The sequence below is a fragment of the Halomonas sp. AOP13-D3-9 genome, assembly GCF_052379125.1.
Lineage (GTDB): Bacteria > Pseudomonadota > Gammaproteobacteria > Pseudomonadales > Halomonadaceae > Vreelandella.
This window is the reverse complement of sequence record NZ_JBQSYH010000025.1, coordinates 23,964-42,196: the sequence shown is the minus strand read 5'-3', so window position 1 is coordinate 42,196 and position 18,233 is coordinate 23,964. Positions and strand designations below refer to the sequence as shown.

General features: G+C 57.5%; 19 protein-coding genes. 13 read left to right on the top strand and 6 right to left on the bottom strand.

The genetic code is table 11. The features are described 5' to 3' along the window. Positions 1-3: 3 nt before the first annotated feature. On the bottom strand, positions 4-1,359 hold the full coding sequence (locus ACT3UM_RS22115; RefSeq protein ID WP_498902208.1) for an aldehyde dehydrogenase family protein: 1,356 nt from the start codon (positions 1,357-1,359) through the stop codon (positions 4-6). 198 nt (positions 1,360-1,557) lie between these two features. Between ACT3UM_RS22115 and ACT3UM_RS22110 the strand changes: the two genes are divergently transcribed. From ACT3UM_RS22110 to lpxL, 12 genes are all read left to right on the top strand, one after another. Further along, positions 1,558-2,706, top strand: coding sequence for a GNAT family N-acetyltransferase (locus tag ACT3UM_RS22110; RefSeq protein ID WP_498902207.1), 1,149 nt, complete (start codon positions 1,558-1,560; stop codon positions 2,704-2,706). Between the two features lie 181 nt (positions 2,707-2,887). Further along, positions 2,888-3,226 (top strand): cell division protein FtsB, encoded by a 339-nt coding sequence (gene ftsB / locus ACT3UM_RS22105; protein ID WP_498902206.1) that lies wholly within the window; start codon positions 2,888-2,890, stop codon positions 3,224-3,226. Then, complete coding sequence (gene ispD / locus ACT3UM_RS22100) at positions 3,223-3,930, top strand: 2-C-methyl-D-erythritol 4-phosphate cytidylyltransferase (RefSeq protein WP_498902205.1); 708 nt, start codon at positions 3,223-3,225, stop codon at positions 3,928-3,930. The genes ftsB and ispD overlap by 4 nt, the downstream gene beginning before the upstream one ends. A gap of 19 nt (positions 3,931-3,949) precedes the next feature. Next, positions 3,950-4,438, top strand: coding sequence for a 2-C-methyl-D-erythritol 2,4-cyclodiphosphate synthase (gene ispF / locus ACT3UM_RS22095; protein ID WP_498902204.1), 489 nt, complete (start codon positions 3,950-3,952; stop codon positions 4,436-4,438). Beyond that, positions 4,431-5,462 (top strand): tRNA pseudouridine(13) synthase TruD, encoded by a 1,032-nt coding sequence (gene truD, locus ACT3UM_RS22090; protein ID WP_498902203.1) that lies wholly within the window; start codon positions 4,431-4,433, stop codon positions 5,460-5,462. Before ispF ends, truD begins: the two co-directional genes overlap by 8 nt. Positions 5,463-5,590: 128 nt before the next feature. Then, positions 5,591-6,337 carry a 5'/3'-nucleotidase SurE gene (gene surE, locus ACT3UM_RS22085; protein WP_498902202.1) on the top strand — a complete coding sequence of 249 codons (747 nt, stop codon included), beginning with the start codon at positions 5,591-5,593 and terminating at the stop codon, positions 6,335-6,337. After that, positions 6,324-7,001 carry a protein-L-isoaspartate(D-aspartate) O-methyltransferase gene (locus ACT3UM_RS22080; RefSeq protein WP_498902201.1) on the top strand — a complete coding sequence of 226 codons (678 nt, stop codon included), beginning with the start codon at positions 6,324-6,326 and terminating at the stop codon, positions 6,999-7,001. The genes surE and ACT3UM_RS22080 overlap by 14 nt, the downstream gene beginning before the upstream one ends. Beyond that, complete coding sequence (locus ACT3UM_RS22075; RefSeq protein ID WP_498902200.1) at positions 6,998-7,957, top strand: DUF368 domain-containing protein; 960 nt, start codon at positions 6,998-7,000, stop codon at positions 7,955-7,957. The genes ACT3UM_RS22080 and ACT3UM_RS22075 overlap by 4 nt, the downstream gene beginning before the upstream one ends. Before the next feature lie 6 nt (positions 7,958-7,963). Further along, positions 7,964-9,025 carry a peptidoglycan DD-metalloendopeptidase family protein gene (locus ACT3UM_RS22070; protein ID WP_498902199.1) on the top strand — a complete coding sequence of 354 codons (1,062 nt, stop codon included), beginning with the start codon at positions 7,964-7,966 and terminating at the stop codon, positions 9,023-9,025. Between the two features lie 160 nt (positions 9,026-9,185). Next, on the top strand, positions 9,186-10,160 hold the full coding sequence (rpoS, locus tag ACT3UM_RS22065; RefSeq protein ID WP_035585117.1) for an RNA polymerase sigma factor RpoS: 975 nt from the start codon (positions 9,186-9,188) through the stop codon (positions 10,158-10,160). Between the two features lie 19 nt (positions 10,161-10,179). Further along, positions 10,180-11,280, top strand: a complete 1,101-nt coding sequence (alr, locus tag ACT3UM_RS22060) for an alanine racemase (RefSeq protein ID WP_498902198.1) — start codon at positions 10,180-10,182, stop codon at positions 11,278-11,280. Positions 11,281-11,292: 12 nt separating this feature from the next. Further along, entirely contained in the window at positions 11,293-12,207 is a 915-nt protein-coding gene (gene lpxL, locus ACT3UM_RS22055) for an LpxL/LpxP family Kdo(2)-lipid IV(A) lauroyl/palmitoleoyl acyltransferase (protein WP_498902197.1), read from the top strand. Between the two features lie 65 nt (positions 12,208-12,272). Here lpxL and speD read toward each other — a convergent pair whose 3' ends face one another. The 5 genes from speD to ACT3UM_RS22030 form a co-directional block, all read right to left on the bottom strand. Next, positions 12,273-13,067 (bottom strand): adenosylmethionine decarboxylase, encoded by a 795-nt coding sequence (gene speD, locus ACT3UM_RS22050; protein ID WP_035585110.1) that lies wholly within the window; start codon positions 13,065-13,067, stop codon positions 12,273-12,275. Continuing rightward, positions 13,064-13,492, bottom strand: coding sequence for an OsmC family protein (locus ACT3UM_RS22045; protein WP_064234336.1), 429 nt, complete (start codon positions 13,490-13,492; stop codon positions 13,064-13,066). Before ACT3UM_RS22045 ends, speD begins: the two co-directional genes overlap by 4 nt. A 71-nt stretch (positions 13,493-13,563) precedes the next feature. Beyond that, complete coding sequence (locus tag ACT3UM_RS22040; protein ID WP_498902196.1) at positions 13,564-13,986, bottom strand: gamma-glutamylcyclotransferase family protein; 423 nt, start codon at positions 13,984-13,986, stop codon at positions 13,564-13,566. A gap of 3 nt (positions 13,987-13,989) precedes the next feature. Then, a complete protein-coding gene (murU, locus tag ACT3UM_RS22035) occupies positions 13,990-14,658 on the bottom strand; it encodes an N-acetylmuramate alpha-1-phosphate uridylyltransferase MurU (RefSeq protein ID WP_498902195.1) in 669 nt (222 codons plus the stop codon). Continuing rightward, positions 14,655-15,665, bottom strand: coding sequence for an aminoglycoside phosphotransferase family protein (locus ACT3UM_RS22030; RefSeq protein WP_498902194.1), 1,011 nt, complete (start codon positions 15,663-15,665; stop codon positions 14,655-14,657). Before ACT3UM_RS22030 ends, murU begins: the two co-directional genes overlap by 4 nt. A gap of 70 nt (positions 15,666-15,735) precedes the next feature. Between ACT3UM_RS22030 and ACT3UM_RS22025 the strand changes: the two genes are divergently transcribed. Then, complete coding sequence (locus ACT3UM_RS22025) at positions 15,736-18,186, top strand: LPS-assembly protein LptD (RefSeq protein WP_498902193.1); 2,451 nt, start codon at positions 15,736-15,738, stop codon at positions 18,184-18,186. Positions 18,187-18,233: the final 47 nt, after the last annotated feature.

The following is an 18,233-nucleotide window of genomic DNA, read 5'->3' as shown; positions in this document are numbered from 1 at the left end:
GCTTTAGCCAAGACCTATAAGTTTTATTAGCCAGCGTCGGTAAGGTGGATACAGCATGCGGCTAGCCGAGCGTTTAGCTTGATAGAAGATGCCACGCAAATGGCTAAAACGTTCAAAGCCATGACGGCCATGGTAGGCACCTATGCCGCTTTCGCCGACGCCGCCAAAGGGCAATGAAGGCACTGCGTGGTGGAGCAGCGTAGCATTAAATACCAGCGCGCCAGAGCGAGTCGTTTGCAGCAACTGCTGCTGTAAGCCCTTTTCATGTGTGAAGGCATACAGCGCTAGGGGGTGGGGACGGGCATTCACATAGCGTATTGCCGCCGCCATATCGCTAACGCCAATGACCGGTAGGCAGCGGCCAAAAATCTCTTCCCGCATCATCTGAAGCCCCTGGTGGGGGTCGATAATCAGCGCCGGGGCATGAGGGCCGTGATCGATGATTCTACAGCCGTGGTCTTGGGCTTCTTGTAACATGGCATCGAGCCGCTGCTGGTGAGCAGCATTAATCGCATGGGTAGCCGCATGATCATTGGGGCGCTGCTGTTGAATAGCCTCGCTCAACGCTTTCACCAGGGTGCTAAGATGGCGGCTCTCAACCAGCACGTAGTCGGGGGCGATGCAGGTTTGCCCGCCGTTCATGCCTTTGCCAAAAATAATATCCGCAGCCGCTTTATCAATATCCGCACCGCCCGCCACAATAGCGGGTGACTTACCGCCTAGCTCCAGTGTCACCGGGGTTAAATTTATCGCCGCCGCCTGGGCTATCTGGCGGCCCACCGCCGTCGAACCAGTGAATACCAAGTGGTCGAACGGCAGCTCGCTAAAACGACGTGCCACGTCTATACCGCCTTCCACTACCGTGAACTCTTCGGAGGTGAAGTATTGCGGTACCAGCCGTTGCAGTAGGGCGCTGGTGGCGGGAGAGTGCTCGCTAGGTTTGAGCATTACCACATTGCCCGCTGCAAAGGCATCCACGACCGGCATTAGCGCCAGGCTCCAGGGATAATTCCACGGTGACAACACCCCGACAACGCCCAGCGGCTGTGGCGCGATGCGAGCACGGGCAGGCATCAAACGCCAAGGCATACTGACCGACCAAGGGCGCATCCAGCGCCATAGATGCAGCCTGGCGTGGCGAATAGCATGGAGCAGCGCGCTGATTTCAGCCATGCGTATTTCCACGTCGCTGCGCTGACCAAAATCCGTTTGAATCGCGCGGATAATCTCAAGCTGATGATGCTTGGTCATACGTGCTAGGCGGGCCAGTCGGTCACGACGCACCGTTAGCGTCGGGTAGGGCATTTGATCGGCCGCTTGGCGCTGCGTTTGAAAGTCACTCGTTAGATCGCGCGTCATGGCCTCTCCTTATGTGCCGTTCCCGGCGTGGCATTAACGTTAAGTACGGCAGTTCAATCGCCGCATCTGCTTTCGTTGGCAGAGCCCTTGATTTAGCCCGTTGATCTAGTCAGTGGGTATAGATGATGAGTGTAAACGGTTTATATAAACAGTTAGTGTAAAGTGGTCTTTTAGCCTCTATACGCTCGGGAAGGTGCTATGCCGTTATCCCCACCAACGATCACCATTCTACCCACCATTGAGGCCGTTACGGCAAGCCAGTGGGATTCACTGGTAGATGACGATCAGCCATTTTTGCGTCACGCGTTTTTACACGCCCTGGAGGCCAGCGGTTCGGTCAGCGAGGCTACGGGCTGGGAGCCCTGCCACCTGAGTGTATGGCAAGACGAGCAGTTGGTCGCGGCCTTGCCCATGTACCGCAAGCATCACTCTTACGGTGAGTATGTATTCGATTGGGGCTGGGCGGAAGCGCTGGAGCGCGCCGGGGGACGCTACTACCCAAAAGCCCTCAGCGCAGTGCCGTTCACGCCGGTGCCAGGCGCGCGCACGTTAATCGCCAAGCACGCCGATGCCAGTGCCGTCCGTACGTTGCTGGCCGAGGCATGGCGCGAGCAGTGTGAAAGCCTTGAACTCTCAAGCTGGCACCTGCTGTTTGCCGACGAGGCAGATGTCACTGCCTGGCAGGCACAGTGCCCGGAGTTGATCAGCCGCGAAGGTGTACAGTTTCAGTGGCGTGATCGCGGCTTCGGTGACTTTGAGGGCTTTTTAGCTAGCTTAACCTCGAAACGGCGCAAAATGATCAAGCGCGAGCGACGTTTGGTCGCCGAGCAAGGCTTGAAGGTTGCCTTTGTAGAGGGCGACGCGATTACGCCAGCGGATGTGGCGCATTTCTATCGCTGCTATGCGATTACCTACCATGAGCGTGGTCGTCCACCTTATTTAAACCATGACTTTTTTGAACGCCTGCGCCAAACCATGCCCGAGGCGCTGGTGTTGGTGCAGGCCTATGTGGAAGATCGCCCGGTGGCGGCGGCGCTCTATTTTCGGGGCACTAAGTCACTTTACGGACGTTACTGGGGAAGCGAAGTGGTGGCTGATTGCCTGCATTTTGAGGCGTGTTACTACCAGGGCATTGAGTACTGCTTACAGCGTGGCTTAACGCTATTTGATCCAGGCACCCAGGGCGAGCACAAGCTGGTACGCGGCTTTGCGCCCCAGCGGGTGCGTTCGCTGCACTATATTAGCCACCCTGGGCTTGCCGCCGGTGTCGCCCAGTTTTGTCATCAAGAGGGGCAGCATGTCAGCGCCTACCGTGAGGCGGCCCATCAAGCGTTGCCCTTTAAATAGTCATTTAAGCTGCCATTTAAATGAGGCACGGCTCGCTGGTGTTGCGCCTTGATGGCATAATGCGCGCCAATCAGCGTGTCTGTTTGATAAAACTGCTGTGTTAAAACGTGATTTTTACCTGCAGCCTAATCGAGAGTGGGTAAGAGATAGGTTGTAATAGATAGGTTATCGGAGAGCAGCGATGCGCAAATGGTTAGTGATAACGTTGCTCGCGGTGCTAGCGCTGTTTCAGTATCAATTATGGCTAGGCAACGGCGGCTGGCGCGATTTACAGCACGTGGAGCAACGGGTGGCAGTGCAAGAGGCGGCCAATGTGCCCATGCGCGAGCGCAATGCGCGGCTGGCGGCCGAAGTGACGGATTTAAAAACCGGTTTAGACGCGATTGAAGAGCGAGCGCGTAGCGATATGGGCATGGTACGCACCGACGAACAGTTTTTCTGGGTGCCGGGGGTAGCGATCCAAAATGAGCTCATTGGTATTAATGCCGGTCTGGTCGCTCCCCAGGAGCCGCCGCAGTGAGTCAAACCTGGTTGATTGTGCCTGCGGCGGGTCAAGGCCGCCGTATGAAGGCCGACAAGCCCAAGCAGTACTTGATCTTGTCCGACGAGCAGCCGGTGTTGGCGCATACCTTGGCACGCCTTCATAGCGCCTTTCCAACTGCTCGCTTGGTGCTCTGTTTAGACGCCGCTGACCACTGGTTTTCACCGCACTGGGTGCCGTTCGCCCAGTGGCAGCGGGTGCCGGGGGGCAGTGAACGAATGGACAGCGTATTAAATGCCCTGCACGCCATGGCGGCTGAAGATGATGACGTAGTGATGGTCCACGATGTGGCCCGCCCCTGTATTACCGTGGATGACCTTCAGGCGCTTTATCACGCTGTGGCGACACACCCTGCGGGCGCGCTCTTGGCGATGCCGGTAGCCGATACCATGAAGCGTGCCGATGACCAATACCTGAGCGTGCGAACCGAACCCCGGGATGGCTTGTGGCACGCGCTAACGCCCCAAGGCTTTCGCTATGCGCTGCTGCGACGAGCCTTGGAAACCGCTCGCCAGCAGCAAACGCTGGTGACCGATGAAGCCTCGGCGGTTGAAGCCTTGGGTGAGTCTCCTCAGCTGGTAAGCGGGCGTCGCGACAACCTGAAAATTACCCACCCGGACGACTTGGCGCTGGCAGCTGCCATTATGGCGGCGCAAGCCGCTAACACGCCTGACGGGTTTTAATCATTAGGAGCTCTTAGTAATGCGTATCGGCCACGGATTCGATGTACACCGCTTCGGCCCCGGCGATCATTTAATGATTGGTGGCGTTAAGCTGCCGTTTGAACACGGCTTTGTCGCCCACTCCGACGGCGATGTGCTGCTCCACGCGATTAGCGATGCGCTGTTGGGTGCCTGTGCGCTGGGCGATATTGGCCGCCACTTTCCCGATACCGACCCAGCGTGGGCAGGGGTCGACAGCCGTGAACTACTGCGCCATGTGGTTACGCTTGTGCAACAACAGGGCTATGGGGTGGTCAATATCGACACCACTTTGATGGCCCAAGCGCCTAAAATGGCGCCGCACATCGAGGCTATGCGGGAAGTCATTGCCGCCGACCTAGGCGTTACGCTGGGTCAAGTCAACGTTAAAGCCACCACCACCGAACGGCTAGGTTTCACCGGGCGCGGTGAAGGCATCGCTGCTGAGGCGGTGGTGCTTCTTAACCGTGCTGAGGCGCTTAATGATTAATATGCCTGAGTGGCAGCGCTGCTTGGATGCTCAGTTCGGCCCGCCTAAACCGGGCCAGTATCGTGCCCAGCCGGAAGATTTTTGGGTCGACGAGCAGCTTGATTTCACCCCCGAAGCACACGGGGAGCATCTGTGGCTGCGAGTTGAAAAGCGTAATCAAACCACGTTAGATGTGGTTAAGACTTTAAGTCGGCTTTGCGGTGTGACGCCCCGTGATATTGGTTACTCTGGCATGAAAGACCGTATAGCTGTCACGCGTCAGTGGCTGAGCGTGCATTTGCCCGGCCGTGACGCACCGCCTGAACTTGAGCAGTCGCTTACTGCACTGGGCATCACAGTGGTTGAACAGGCGCGCCACCCGCGTAAGCTCAAACGTGGCGTTCACCGTACGAATCGGTTTGTTTTACGCTTGAGCGGAGAGGCCATTGAGGGCGACGATTTTATCGCCCGCTGGGAGACACTTTGCCAGCAGGGCGTGCCCAACTATTTTGGCCCCCAGCGCTTTGGCCCGGAGGGGCGTAATCTTCAGCGTGCCGAGGCATTACTTAACCGAGGTTGGCGCAAACGCGACGATCGCCAGGGTATGATGCTCTCTACGGCACGCAGTTTTTTGTTTAACGAACTGCTTAGCGCGCGAATCGCGGATGGCACCTGGGCGCAGCCGCTGGCAGGCGATACGTTGATGCTGGACGGCACGCAAAGCGTGTTTCGTATCGACGCCACCGATCCGACGCTTCAGGGCCGCGCCGCTGAGCTGGATGTTCACCCCACCGGGGTGCTTTGGGGCGTTGGCGAGTCCGAGCAAGGCGACGCTGCTGGCTACACAGCACGTTTGTTGCAGCACTACCCCGAGCTATGCAGCGGTTTAGAGCGCAGCGGGGTAAAGCAGGCGCGCCGTGCACTGCGTATGCGGCTGCTGGAACCTCAGCTTGCTTGGGAACCTGGCGCCGTTCGGCTTGCGTTTGCGCTGCCGCGGGGGAGTTTTGCCACCGCCGTGCTGGGTGAGCTGTTATTCGCGCGCTGATGTTAGTGAACCGGCAGCGGTGGGCTGACTCAGCCGTCAGTGCCTGGATAACTAATCAGGCTTAGTGGTTAGTAAAAGTGATGGATATGAGTCGTCACGTTACGCGCTTATGATCAAGGAGACCCGCCATGCGGCGACTACTGCTTTCCAATGATGATGGTGTGCACGCGCCAGGACTGCGTGCGCTGCACGATGCGTTGTTGGCTCATGCCAATATTCGCGTAGTGGCGCCTGACCGAGACCGTAGCGGTGCCAGCAACTCGCTCACTCTGTCACGGCCGCTCTCGCTGACAGCGTTGGATAACGGCTTTTATAGCGTCGATGGCACGCCCGCAGACTGCGTTTATTTGGGTGTGCACGGGGTGTGGGATGAAAAGCCCGATTTAGTCATCTCAGGTATCAATCATGGCAGTAACCTGGGGGACGATGTGCTCTATTCAGGCACCGTCGCAGCGGCAATGGAGGGGCGCAATTTGGGCATGACCGCGATTGCCATGTCGCTATGCGGTGAGCGCCATTTCGCCACCGCCGCCAGGGTGGCCGCCACCTTGATCGGCGCCGCGGATCAGCTCTCGCTACCGCCGCGAACGCTGCTGAATGTCAATGTGCCCGACGTACCCTGGGAGGAGATTAAAGGCGTTAAAGTGACGCGCTTAGGCTATCGAGGACCGGCAGAGAAACCGTTAGCGGTTAAAGACCCGCGGGGGCGTACGCGCTACTGGATTGCACCGGTGGCGGCCAATGCTGATGACGGCGATGATACCGATTTTGCTGCTGTCGAGGCGGGCTATGTGTCGATTACTCCCCTACAAACAGACCTGACGCGGCACCCCGCGCTTAACGATGTGCAGGAATGGTTGGATGTTTTTGCCTGATATCTCTCCAGGAGAGCTGCGTGGTCGCGGTATGACCTCCCAGCGCACCCGTGACCGTATGGTCGAACGCCTCATGCAACAGGGTATTAGCGACGCCCGGGTGCTGGAGGTGATGACCAGCGAACCGCGTCATCTGTTTGTGGATGAAGCGCTGGCTCATCGTGCTTATGAAGATACCGCGCTACCGATTGGCTTTAGCCAAACGCTGTCGCAGCCGTTCATTGTGGCGCGGATGACGGAGCTTGTGCTGCGTGCTGAGCCGCGAAGAGTTCTGGAGCTGGGCACAGGGTCCGGCTATCAGACATTGATACTGTCGCGGTTGGTAGAAGAGCTCTACTCCATTGAGCGCATTGGTGCGTTACACGAGCGTGCGGCGCAGCGCTTAAGACGGTTAGCAGCGCCCGCCACGCTGGCGGTGGCGGACGGCGGCTATGGTTGGCCTGAGGTCGCGCCGTTTGACGTTATTTTACTCACCGCCTGTGCTCAGACATTGCCCACAGCGCTACTTGAGCAGTTGAGCCACGACGGGGTGCTGATCGCCCCGTTGGAAGAGCCCGACGGCAGCCAGTGGCTTACCCAGGTAAAGCGCATCGGCGGTGCTTATGAAAAACGTCGGCTTGAACCCGTGCGTTTTGTACCCTTACTACAAGGAGTAGTGGATTGAAGCGGCAACCCTTAGGACTTTTTTTACGCGGCGCAGGGATGGGCGCCGCCGACGCGGTGCCTGGCGTGTCGGGAGGAACGATTGCGTTTATTAGCGGTATTTATGAAGAGCTGATTAACACCATCAAACAGTTTGGCCCCAGTGCCATTGGCGTATGGCGCCGCGGTGGCTGGCGGGCCTTAAGCAAGCATTTAAATCTCGCCTTTCTAGTGCCGCTATTGGCGGGGGTCGCGGTTAGTCTGTTTAGCGTGGCACACTTGGCGCTCTGGTTGATGGAAGCGCATCCACTGCTGCTGGATGGGTTCTTTTTTGGCCTGGTAGCTGCCTCTGCCCTGGTGGTGGGGCAGGCGAGTAACGGCTGGAAACTATGGTATTTATTGCCGCTACTGGTGGGGGTAATGCTGGCCCAGGCGTTGCCCGGCATGATGCCGCTGGTGTTATTAATGGGTAATGAAGCACTGGTAATAATGGTGGCAGGCTGTATTGCCATTAGCGCCATGCTGCTACCGGGCGTGTCAGGCAGCTTTCTATTGCTGACCATGGGACTCTACGGCACCATCATGGGGGCAATTCGCAGTTTGGATCTGGGCATCATTGTGCTGTTTGGCATGGGCTGCATAGTCGGCTTAGCGCTGTTCTCACGGCTGTTGTCCTGGCTGTTACGGCGTCACCACACCTCAACCATGCAACTGCTACTGGGGTTTATTGTCGGTTCGCTACCGGTTCTCTGGCCATGGCGCGAACTGTTACGCTACCAAATCGGGCCAGAAGGGCAAATGATTCCTCTGGAGCACCGCTATTTATTGCCCGCTGACTATGCCGTATTGACCGGTGCTTCGGCACAAGTGGCCGGTGTTGTCGCGCTAATGGCCGTGGGCGCTCTGATTGTCGTGTTGCTCAACCGACACGCGGATCGTCGGCCAATCGATACCCAGCTTGGCGCTGAAAAGGAGTAGGTTTGTATGTGTAAAGGTTATCTTCCTAAAGTATTGATGATGTCGGCGCTGGCACTCTCAATCGCTGGCTGTGCCAGTCAGCAGGGCAGCCCCCAGGTGCGCGATTTAAGTCAGGCTCGCCAGGCGGTGGAAAACTCGCCCCAATATACGGTCAAAGCCGGCGATACCCTGTATGGCATTGCGTGGCAGCACAATTTGGATTATCGCCAATTGGCGGCAATCAATAACATTGAGCCGCCTTACCAAATTCGACCAGGGCAAACCATTGCTCTGCGCGAAGGCGCCTCGTCGGCGTCAACTGCCAGTAACCAGCCCGCGAAGAATACCTCAAGCGGCGCCGTAGCGACCGGGTTGAGCCCCCAGACGGCTTCAGTGGCAAGTGACGACCAGGAGTTGGATTGGCTACTGCCCGATGAGTCGGCAATTGAGCGTAATCGGCGCCTCACTGCTGAACGCAATGCGGCAGAGCAGGCGGCTGATGAGCCCTCTTCAACACCTGAACCTGAAGTGGTTGCGGCGGCTGATCCAGCGCCTGAGCCCGCTCAGCAGCCGGCACCTCAGCCGTCATCAGAGCCCGAACAGGCGCCCGAGCCGGAACCTGAACCCCAGCCTGAACCTGAACCCCAGCCCGAAGCTGCACCTGCCACGCAAAGTGCCAGTGTGGATCGCTCTTCGCGGACCTATACGCCCGCTGAAACCATTGCCTGGCAGTGGCCTGCCGATGGTAACGTCGTTGGCGCCTTTGGTCAGGGCGATAGCATCACCGCCGGGATTGATATCGCCGGGGAAAAGGGGCAACCTGTTAAAGCGGCAGGCCCCGGCATCGTGGTATATGCGGGCAGTGGCGTAAGGGGCTACGGCAACCTCATCCTGCTTAAGCACAACGATCAATTCCTGAGTGCGTATGCCCATAACGACAGCTTACGGGTCAGTGAAAATGATGTGGTCGAGGCCGGAGAGGTGATAGCCACAATGGGGGATAGCGATGCAGAAAACGTCAGATTACACTTTGAGGTTCGCCGTGATGGGCAACCGCAAGATCCCATTGACTTTCTGCCTTCCCGCTAATGCACTCAGCAAAAGAGTGAGCCGTCAGCGTATAACCTGGACGTTGCCCGAATCGCTGTATTCGAGCGTCATATAACAATCCATAACAATATGGTGTGCGTCCTGAACGCACCCCTTTGATTTTTAAATGGCGGGTAGGCGACAAACGAGGGGTAAGGCCATGAGTATGTTGGAGAAAGATCTACAGGAGGTTGACCTGGATGCTGCTGAGGAGGCGCTTGATGATACCGATGACGAGGTCACGGTAGAAGAAGACGCTTTCGAGAAAGCACTAGGGCGTGAGGATCGTCAATCGACCCAAAGCTTGGATGCGACGCAAATCTACCTCAACGAAATCGGCTTTTCGCCACTGTTAACGCCAGAAGAGGAAGTTTATTACGGCCGCCTGGCACGTAAGGGCGACCCTTTGGGCCGCTCGAGAATGATTGAATCCAACTTGCGGCTGGTGGTAAAGATTGCCCGCCGCTACCTAAACCGCGGCTTAACGCTGCTGGATTTGATCGAAGAGGGCAATTTGGGCTTGATCCGCGCGGTAGAGAAGTTTGACCCCGAGCGGGGCTTCCGTTTCTCGACCTATGCCACTTGGTGGATTCGTCAGACCATCGAACGGGCGCTGATGAACCAAACACGAACGATCCGGCTGCCCATTCATGTGGTCAAAGAGCTTAATATTTATCTGCGTGCGGCGCGGGAATTAACCCAGAAGTTTGACCACGAAGCCACCGCCGAAGAGATTGCCGATCATCTCGACAAACCGGTCGAAGTGGTCAAGAAAATGCTCGGCCTTAATGAGCGTGTGTCGTCGGTCGACTACCCCATGGGGGGCGAGAGCGATAAGCCGCTGATCGATACCCTGGCGGACGATGAAGTGCAGGGCCCTGAAGCGCGCCTGGTGGATGGTGACGTCAAACAGCATGTGGATCTTTGGCTGGACGAGCTGAGCGAAAAGCAGCGCGAAGTGGTGGTGCGCCGCTTTGGCTTGCGTGGCCATGAATCGGCTACTCTTGAAGAAGTGGGCGCCGAAATCGGTTTAACCCGCGAGCGGGTGCGCCAGATCCAAGTCGAAGCGCTCAAGAAACTACGCCGTTCGCTGGAAAAGCAGGGCCTGTCTCTGGAAGCTCTGTTTGAGACCTAATACATAAGCGAGACCACGCATGCGCCCCCTTGTGGCCGATATTGATCTGGACGCGCTGCGTCACAACTATCAATTGGCGTGCAGCTGCGCGCCCCAAAGCCGCTCAGTGGCGGTGATTAAAGCCGATGGGTATGGGCATGGTGCGCTGGCTTGCGCCCAGGCGCTGGCAAGCCAAGCGCCGGCGTTTGCCGTCGCCTGCATTGAAGAAGCCCTTACCCTGCGTGAGGGCGGCATTACCCAACCCATTATCCTGCTGGAAGGCATCTTCAGCGCTGATGAAATATCGCTGGTGGATACCCACGGCTTTTGGATCGCGGTACACAGTCAGTGGCAGGTCGATGCCCTGCTAGCCGCTTCACCTAATAAGCCAATTCCCGTCTGGTTGAAAGTTGACTCCGGCATGCACCGCTTGGGCTTCGCCATCGACGAGGCCGATGCCATCTGGCGTCAGCTTAGTGATTCACCGAATGTGGCCTCGCTCCACCTTATGAGTCACTTTGCCAGCGCCGACTCCCAAGACAACCGCTACTTCAATCAACAAATGTCTCGGCTGCAGGGGCTTGCCAGTGAGCTAGAGGCGCCGCTGTGCTTGGCCAACTCACCGGCCACCCTGGCGTGGCCAGTGGCCCACGGCGACTGGAACCGACCTGGGGTCATGCTCTACGGCAGCGACCCTTTGGAAGTGGCCAATGACATCACCCAGCAGTTGCAGCCGGTGATGACCCTGCGCTCGGAAATTATTGCCCTGCGCGAGCTGGATGAGGGCGAACCCGTGGGCTATAGCGGCCGTTGGCGGGCGCCGCGACGTTCACGCATTGCCGTGGTCGCCTGCGGTTATGGCGATGGCTATGACCGCCATGCCCGCGATGGCACGCCGGTATTGGTCAACGGCCAGCGCTGCGCGCTTGCCGGTAAAGTCTCCATGGATATGCTCACCGTTGATGTAACGGACGTCCCTGATGCCGCGATTGGCAGCGACGTCGTACTGTGGGGCAGAGCCAGCAACGGCGAAGTGCTGTCGGTGGATGAAGTAGCCCGTTACTGCGATACCATCAGCTATACGCTGCTCACAGGGGTACTGCCTCGGGCGCCGCGGCGTTATCATGGGCGCTCTGTTTAAACGGTTGTTTCCATGTCGAAATCACGTTACCCGCGCTCCTTCGCCCACCCGCGATACTGGCCCACATGGCTGTCTATTGGTGCTATGTATATCGCTGCCTGGCTACCCTGGCGATTGAAAATGGCCATTGGCAAAGGCCTTGGTTTAATTGCTTGGCGTTTTGCAAAACGGCGTCGGCATATTACCGAAACCAACATAGCGCTCTGTTTCCCTGAAAAAAGCACTGAACAGCAGTGGCAACTGGTCAGAGAAACCTTTATTGCCAATGGCATCGGCCTGATTGAAACCGCTACCGGCTGGTGTCGCGATGGCGAAAGCCTGCGTCACCGGGTCGCTTACATCGGCGAAGAGCACATGGCCCGCGCCGAGGCTCAGGGTAAAGGCGTGATCATTGTGGGCGTTCACTTCTCCTCTCTCGATTTAGGGGGCGCGCTTCACGCGCTGTTTTTCTCTGCCGATGCGGTCTATCGCCCGCATAATAACCCGCTGTTTGAGCGCTTTATGACCCGAGCCCGTGGGCGCAATTTTGGTGTCGCCATTGACCGTTATGATCTGCGCGGCGCGGTGCGTCAGCTTAAGATGGGGCGCATGGTGTGGTACTCCCCAGATCAGGATTTTGGTCGTGATGTGAGTGTGTTTGCACCGCTGTTTGGCCAGCAGGCAGCCTCTATTCGTTTGACGGCCAAACTGGCGCGTATGACCGGCGCACTGGTGGTGCCAATGATGTTTCACCGCAACCCGGATAACGCGACTTATACGATTGAAAGCCTGCCCGCCCTGGAAGGCTTTCCCAGTGGCGATGAAGTGGCCGATGCCACGCGGATCAACCAGTTTATTGAGTTGGCCATTCGCAAGCACCCCGAGCAGTACCTCTGGCTGCATCGGCGTTTTAAAACCCGCCCCGAAGGTGAGCCCAGCGTTTATTAATCTCACTGTTGTTAGCCATAAAAAAAGCCAGCGTTAGCTGGCTTTTTGGCATTTCTGGGCGGCGCTTACTCCAGGTTGCGGGAGTAGAAAATTTCCAGCATCTCTTTACGCAGCCGGCCCTCAATGTCGCGGGCTTCTTCAAAGGTAATGTCGCGACGCGATGTGCCGAATAGGTAGTTATCCAGCGCGAAGTCTTTGAGCAGCATTTTGGTGTGGAACATGTTTTCCTGATACACGTTAACGTCCATCATTTGATACGCATGCTTGGTGTCTTCAGCAAGGTAGTCTTGGATGGAGGTAATGCCGTGATCAATAAACAGTTTTTTGCCATCCACATCGCGGGTAAAGCCGCGCACCCGGTAATCCATGGTAACAATGTCGGAGTCGAAACTGTGGATCAAGTAGTTCAGTGCCTTTAACGGGCTGATATGACCACAAGTGGAGACATCGATATCCAGACGGAAGGTGCTGATGCCGTTGTCAGGGTGCGATTCAGGATAGCTGTGCACGGTGACGTGGCTTTTGTCCAGGTGTCCAACCACCGTCTCAGGCAGCGGTCCGGGGCCCGGCTTCACTTGTTCGGGTGCCGCCTCGTCAAGCTCATGTTCGGCAATCAATATCGTCACGCTGGCGCCATGGGGCTCGTAGTCCTGGCGGGCGATATTAAGCACATGGGCGCCGATAATGTTGGTGACGTCTTTAAGAATCTGCGTTAAACGTTCGGCGTTGTAGAGCTCATCGATATAGTCGATGTAAGCCGCCGTCTGCTCTTCGGTTTTGGCATAACAGATGTCGTAAATGTTAAAGCTTAACGAGCTGGTCAGGTTGTTAAACCCGTGGAGTCGGAGATTGTCGGTCACGTCCGAACCTCGTCAATAATCTCAAAGGAATGGGTGATCTTAACGCCGCCGTTAACGAGCATGATCGATGCACTACAGTACTTTTCAGCGGAGAGTTCAACCGCGCGGGCAACCTGCTTCTCTTTCAGCGCGCGTCCGGTTACCACGAAATGGACGTGGATCTTGGTAAAGACAGCGGGCACCTCATCGGCGCGTTCGGCGTCTAGCTCAGCGACGCAGTCGGTCACATCGGCACGCGCTTTATCCAGAATATTCAAGATATCAAACGCGGTGCAGCTGCCCATGCCCATTAATAGCATTTCCATTGGGCGAGGCCCTGTGTTGCGGCCGCCGTGGTCGGGCGGGCCGTCGATCACAACGCTGTGCCCGCTACCGGATTCCGCCACGAATTGGCGGCCTTCTGTCCATTTTACCCGTGCTTTCACGCTGCTCTCCTCATCTAGGCGACGAAAGGTAAGTCGCGCAGCATAACATTTCTTGGCCTGCGCGCCTCTCCTCAGCGCCGCTGTTGAACATTGTTAATGTTCGGCATGTGCCAGCCACCTTGAACAATGGCTGGTTTACCCACCACGCTGGGATTGTATAGATACACCCAGGCAAGGCCAAAACAGGTGGTTATCTGCTGGCGGTCATATTCGCCCAGGGTCGGGGCATCAACGCGGTAGTCCTCTAACCGGTCTAGCTGGGCCAAGTGGTCAATGTTGATCCGATAGACCTCAAGGGTGACTCCTTTTGACGGCTGCCATTTGGCACCGGGGTAGGGGCCAATATCGTAGAGCGTGAGCGCTGAGGCAACGTCGCTCCCTAGCAGTGTGGCACCATTCAGCCAGTGGGCATTGTTGCAGCCTTGTTTCAGCGTGCCGTAGACCGCTACCAGTGGCGTGTCAGCGATTGCCTCACTTAAATAGCGCGGATGCATAGACTACCTCCCTTTGCCCTGTAGCTGGCTTTCCAGCGTGGCCAGGCGTTCAGGGGTGCCCACATCGACCCAGAGGCCAGTGTAACGTTCCCCGCTTACCCGTTGGTTAGCAATGGCAGCTCGGAGCAGTGGCGCCAGTGCAAAGGCGCCCTGGGGCTGACCGGCTAGCAGGGCGGGGTGAATCACACCGATGCCTGAATAGGTTAAGCGCTCAGCGCTGGTTTGGTTAACGCGCCCATCCTCGAGGCCAAAATCCCCATTCGCGTGGTGTGGCGGGTTTGCCACCAGCACCAAGTGCGCCAGATAGTCGCCTTGCAACGCGTGTTTGCCGGGAAACGCTGTGCACCAAACATCACCGTTGACGAGCAGAAACGGCGCATCGCCCAGCAGTGGCAGCGCTTGCTGAATACCGCCGCCGGTTTCCAGCGGCGCTGTTTCCCGGCTCCAGTGAATCCGTAGCCCGTAGGCCTCTCCGTCGCCGAGTGCTGCGATAATCTGCTCTGCACGGTAGCTAACGTTGATGACCACTTCATGAATACCCGCCTCACGAAGACGCTCAAGATGGTGCACAATCAGCGGCTTGCCCGCCACGGGCAGCAGCGGCTTGGGGCAGTGGTCGGTGAGCGGGCGCATCCGCTTGCCCAGACCCGCGGCTAAAATCATCGCTTTCATGACGGTATTTTCGCTAGTCGTTGCATAATGGCAGGCCGTAAGGTGAGTTTAACCCACTCCGCGAACTCCGCCTGTTCGGTCAGGAACGACAGACTATCTTCCAGATGATCCAGAAAGTGCGGTAAGCGCTCCAGATAGCCACTTTTTTGATCGCGCAGGGTTAAACGGCAGAAAATTCCCAACACTTTTAGTGTACGTTGGGCGGCCATGGCGTGGCACTGGGATAGAAAAGTGGCAAAATCCACACTGCTGGAAAGTCGGCCGTCGTTACGGGCCTGGCGATAAAAAGTATCGACAAAGTCGGCAAACTGCTCGCTGCTAAAGCGGCAGTAGCGCCCCCGTAGCAGCGAGATTAAATCGTAGCTAAGCGGGCCCGCCACCGCGTCCTGAAAGTCGATCATAAACAGCCGCTGGTCGTGCATCATCAGGTTCATGGCATCAAAATCACGGTGCACAGTCACTACCGGCTGCGCTAAAGCGTGCTGGATTAGCTGCTCGCGAACGGCGTGCCAGCTTTCCGGCGGCGGCAGCCTTAACCAGGCACTAAGACACCACTCGGGAAACAGGTCGAGCTCGCGGCCCAGCAGTGCCGTATCATAAACCGGCAGTGAGTCGGGGCCTACGCGGTTTTGCAGCTCGGCGATCAGCGTGAGAGCCTGTACATGGTAGGTCTGTGTGGTCGCGTCGTCGCTAAATAAACGCTGCAGTGGCGTATTGCCCAAGTCTTCAAGCAGCAGAAAGCCGTCCGCCAGGTTAGCAGCGTGCACCTTGGGGACCGGCAGTCCGGCGCTGCGCCAGCGCTGGGCGATGGTCACAAATGGCTGGGAGTCCTCTTGCTCAGGCGGGGCATCCATAACCACCTGGGTGGTGCCGTCGGGTAGCGTAAGGCGAAAATAGCGCCGAAAACTTGCATCGCCCACGGCAGATGAAAGTGAAATATCGGCCTGGGATAGGCCATTTTGTTGGGCAGCCCACAGGGTGAGGGCGTTAATCCGATATGAGGACATGCAAGCTCCTTGCTGGTCGGGCATCATGCGGGCTGTATAATACCGATTCTGGATGCCAAGGATAACGAACATGGGCAAGCGATTTTCGCGCACCTTGCCGGTTGCGCATACGCTGATGGGCAGTTTGCTTGCTGGCGCCTCGTTTACGGCGGTGGCTCAGGGTCAAACCATGTCCGCTGAAGCGTTGGATTGGCAACCCTGGGGGGAAGAGGAAGCGGCTAACCAGTTGTGCCGTGGGCGCTACGTCATGCCCAACTACCGCTTGCCAGCGGCAGATAACCCGGAAACGCTCTCGCTAGAGGCCAGCGACGTCGATTATGCCGCCGACGGCGAGGCGTTGTTACGTGGTGATGTAGTGCTGCGCCGCGGCAATGAAGAAGTGGAAGCCGAGCGTGTGTTTTTACCTGCTGACCGCCAGCAGGTCGATGCAGAGGGTAATATCGCCATCCGTGATGGTCGCGCTTTAGTGCGTGGCGAGCAGGCGATGCTGAGGCTAAACGAAGACCGCGCCACCCTGGGCAATAGTCACTATGTGCTCTACGAGCAGCATCTGCGTGGTCAGGCCAGTCAGCTAGAGCAGACCGGGGAAAATGAGTACCGCCTGCAAGACGCAAGCTTTACCACCTGCGACCCGGGCGCCAATAGCTGGCAGCTGGTCAGCAGTGATATTCGCTTGAATCAGGCCGAAGGGTTTGGCACCGCGCGGCATGCCCGCTTGGAGGTGAAAGATGTGCCGGTATTTTACTGGCCTTGGCTACGCTTTCCCATCGACGATCGCCGCCACACGGGGCTGCTGTCCCCGTCGATTGGTTTTTCAACGGACGGTTTCGACTACGCCCAACCGTTTTATTGGAATATCGCCGCTAACCACGATGCGACGATCACACCGCGCTGGATGAGTGATCGCGGGCTGCTAATGAACGGTGAGTACCGCTACCTGTTTGAGGAGAGCGCAGGCATCGTTGAAGGCGGCTATTTAAATAGCGATAACGGCGGCTCTGGCGGCAATGAAAACCGCTTCGAGGGTGATGATCGCTGGTATGTAGATGCCCGTCATGCAGGACGGGTAAACGAGCGCAGTAATTACCGGCTGCGCTACGGGGCGGCCAGTGACGGGCGCTATTTCGATGACTTTGGTGGCGAGTTTGGCGACAGTGACCGCGTCAGCATGGAGCGGTTGGCCCAGGTTGATTACCGCGGCCAGCGTTGGCAGTTGGATGCCCGCGCCCAGGGTTTCCAACGCTTGGAAGACCCGCTGAGCGATAGCGATAAACCCTTCTATCAACTGCCGAGTCTGAGCGCGAATGCCAATTGGCAGTTCGACAACGGGCTATATACCCAGTGGCGATCGAACGCGACCTATTTTTGGCGCGATGTGGATGAGCGCCGCGTGCCAGAGCGTGAAGCGGCCACCGGTAGCCGTTTGCACCTATCGCCTGCGGTTGGTTGGCGTTTTGAACGGCCCTGGGGGCACCTTGAGCCGCGCACCGAGCTATGGAACACCGCCTATGAACTGGATTATGGCGAGCGCGACACCCAGCGTAGCGACTCACCCAGCCGCAGTGTTGCGTTGACCTCCATTGACAGCGGGCTCGTCTTTGAGCGTGAGCTCGCCCTGGGAGGGCGCGACTATCGGCAAACCTTGGAGCCGCGCTTGAACTACGCTTACGTGCCGCGTACCGATCAGAGCGAACTGCCTGACTTTGACAGCCGCGAGCGCGCTTTCTCCTGGGATCAGCTCTGGTCAGCCCAGCGCTTTTCCGGCACCGACCGGGTGGGCGATCTCAACCGGCTCTCATACGGGGTGCAGTCGCGGCTACTGGAAGATGCCTCCGGTCGTGACCGGCTCTCGTTCGGGGTAGGCCAGAGTGTTTACTTTGAGGATCGCCGCATCGATAGCGAAGGCGATGCTGATACGCTGCCGGATCGGCCAGAAGATAATGCCAGCGTCAATCCGGAAAGCCGCTACCAAGCCACTCGGGCTCGTTCGCCGTTGGTGTCACGTCTTGATTGGCAGATCAATGATCGCTGGAGCAGTGGAGCAGAATGGCTCTACGATGATCACCGTGAGCGTACCGAACGTTCAAGCATTGATGTCGGTTATCGGCACCCGGAAGGGCATGTAGTGAACCTTGGCTACCGTTGGGAGATCGAAGGGTTCGACCCAGGCGTATTGCCGGGCGACGATGGCTTCCGCGACTATAACCGCGAAGAGTGGGATCTCTCGTTTGCCTGGAAAGCCACGACCAACATTGATTTGATTGGCCGCTACCTGCACGATCAAGCCAATGAGCGCTCCCTGGAGCAGTTGGCAGGCGTGCAGTGGAACAACTGCTGCTATGGTCTGCAGTTGGTGTGGCGCGAATGGGTAGACGACAATGACACCGCCCCCATTGATGATGATTTTAATGATCGTGGGCTATTTTTGCGCTTCGTATTCCGTGGTCTAGGCGGCGTTGGTCAGGATGCGGATAGCTATTTTGAGCAGACCATTCCTGGCTATCGTCCGACTGCCCTGTAAATGACTTCCATCGAATGGCTAATGAAGCTAATGAAAGAGACGTTTGT